The organism is uncultured Amaricoccus sp. (genome assembly GCF_937858865.1).
In the GTDB taxonomy this organism is placed as follows: domain Bacteria; phylum Pseudomonadota; class Alphaproteobacteria; order Rhodobacterales; family Rhodobacteraceae; genus Amaricoccus.
On record NZ_CALLYO010000417.1, the window covers coordinates 1 to 2,557 of the forward strand.

General features: G+C 69.7%; 2 protein-coding genes. One reads left to right on the top strand and one right to left on the bottom strand.

The window, feature by feature from the left end; genetic code table 11:
* Window positions 1–314: 314 nt before the first annotated feature.
* The gene (locus Q0112_RS12340; protein ID WP_297975769.1) at window positions 315–1,871 is read left to right on the top strand and encodes a 2-isopropylmalate synthase; all 1,557 of its coding nucleotides are present in this window, start codon (window positions 315–317) and stop codon (window positions 1,869–1,871) included.
* A 191-nt stretch (window positions 1,872–2,062) separates the two neighbouring features.
* Here Q0112_RS12340 and Q0112_RS12345 read toward each other — a convergent pair.
* Window positions 2,063–2,557 (bottom strand): glycine cleavage T C-terminal barrel domain-containing protein (locus Q0112_RS12345; RefSeq protein ID WP_297975771.1); only part of this gene is annotated, 495 nt, incomplete at its 5' end.

A 2,557-nucleotide genomic window follows, 5' to 3' on the forward strand; every position in this document is an offset into this window, starting at 1 on the left:
CCGCCCGCCTCCGGCGCCTGGCGCCTCGCGGGTGCCCCGCAATCGCCCTCCGAAACGTAATATCCCTGCGTTCCAACATCTTGCCCGCAGTTTCGCGCGCGAAATTCAGCCTTTAACTCCCCGCCGGCGCCGCTATACTGCCCGCCATGAGCGGTATGGCGCATCGAGCGGACATCGGAGCGGCGGCGGGCCTGGCCCGGCGGACCGGCCTCCTTCTGCTTAGCCGCCTCTGAGCGTGCCCGGGTCCCGGCGCGCGCGCTCAGAGGGTGACTGACGCGCCGGCAGAAGCCTCTCAATCCAAGGACCCGTTCGAGATGACCGACCCGAAAGCCGCTCAGGACCGCGTCCTGATCTTCGACACCACGCTCCGCGACGGCGAACAGTCGCCCGGCGCGACCATGACGCTGCACGAGAAGCTGCAGATCGCCACCCTCCTCGACGAGATGGGGGTCGACATCATCGAGGCCGGCTTCCCCATCGCCTCCGAGGGCGACTTCGAGGCGGTGACCGAGATCGCCAGGCTCGCCCAGACCGCGGTGATCTGCGGCCTCGCCCGCGCCAACTTCGCCGACATCGACCGCTGCTGGGAGGCGGTGAAGCACGCGAAGCGCCCGCGCATCCACACCTTCATCGGCACCTCGCCGCTGCACCGCGCCATCCCCAACCTCGACATGGACCAGATGGCCGAGCGGATCGAGGCGACCGTCACCCACGCCCGCAACCTCTGCGACAACGTGCAGTGGTCGCCGATGGACGCGACCCGCACCGAGCACGACTATCTCTGCCGCGTGGTCGAGATCGCGATCAAGGCCGGCGCCACCACGATCAACATCCCCGACACCGTCGGCTACACCGCCCCGCGCGAGAGCGCCGCCCTCATCCGCATGCTGATCGAGCGGGTGCCCGGCGCCGACGGCGTGGTCTTCGCCACCCACTGCCACAACGACCTCGGCATGGCGACGGCGAACGCGCTCGCCGCCGTCGACGCCGGCGCCCGGCAGATCGAATGCACGATCAACGGCCTCGGCGAGCGGGCGGGCAACACCGCCCTCGAGGAGGTGGTGATGGCAATGAAGGTCCGGAACGACATCATGCCGTACCGCACCAACATCGACACCACGAAGATCATGCAGGTGAGCCGGCTCGTCGCCACCGTCTCCGGCTTCCCGGTGCAGTTCAACAAGGCGATCGTCGGCAAGAACGCCTTCGCCCACGAGAGCGGCATCCACCAGGACGGGATGCTGAAGAACGCCCAGACCTTCGAGATCATGCGCCCGCAGGACGTCGGCCTCAACGCGACGAGCCTCGTCATGGGCAAGCACTCCGGCCGCGCCGCGCTGCGCTCCAAGCTCGAGGAGCTCGGCTACAAGCTCGGCGACAACCAGCTCTCCGACGTCTTCGTCCGCTTCAAGGCGCTCGCCGACAGCAAGAAGGAGGTCTACGACGAGGACCTCGTCGCGCTGATGCAGGACACCGACACCCACGCCGCCAACGACCGCATCCAGGTCCGCCGCCTGAAGGTCGTCTGCGGCACCGAAGGCCCGCGCACGGCCGAGCTCACCCTCGCCATCGACGGCGTCGAGCACGAGGTGACGGCGACCGGCGACGGCCCGGTCGACGCCGCCTTCGTCGCGGTCAGGAAGCTCGTCCCCAACAGCGCCCGCCTGGCCCTCTACCAGGTCCACGCCGTGACCGAGGGCACCGACGCCCAGGCGACGGTCAGCGTGCGCCTCGAGGAGGACGGCAAGATCGCGACCGGCCAGTCCGCCGACACCGACACGGTCGTCGCCTCGACGCGCGCCTACGTGAACGCCCTCAACAAGCTCATGGTCCGCCGCCTCAAGACCGCCCCCGCGGCCCAGACCGCCTGACCTCGGGCCGCGCGGCCCAGCCGCGCGCCCGCTTCTGCCGGCCACGAACATGCTCCACGACGCCCCGGAGGTGCTCTCCTCCCGGGCCTCGCAGGCGATTCAGGAAGAATTAACCCGACGTTTCCCTTTGGATTCAATGGGATACTTATAGTTTCGCGCGCGAAATCCGTGTAACGACCCCTGCCCGTCGATCAGGCACGGATCCGCGCCGACCCCGGATCGTAGGGCGGCTTCAGGAAGACCTCGGCCGGCACCCGCTCGGTCGCCACCTCGAGCTCGTAGCGCCCGGCGAGGACCTCCTCCGCCGTCACCCCCTTCTCCGGGTCGCGGACATAGCCGTAGCCGAGGCTCGCCCCGACCGTGTATCCCCACCCCCCGCTCGCCAGCCACCCGACCCGCCTGCCGTCCCGGTAGATCGTCTCCCGCCCGAGCAGGACCACCTCCGGATCGTCGACCCGGAACCCGGCCAGCAGCCGCGGCAGCGGCCGGGCCCGCTGCTCCTCCAGCGCCTCGCGCCCGAGGAAGGGGACATTGCCCCGCAGCTTCACCGCGAAGCCGAGCCCGGCCATCAGCGGCGAATGGTCCGGCCCGATCTCCCCCGCCCAGGCACGATACCCCTTCTCCAGCCGCAGGCTCTCGATGGCCCGATACCCCGCATCGGTGACCCGCCCCGTCCCGATCAGCGC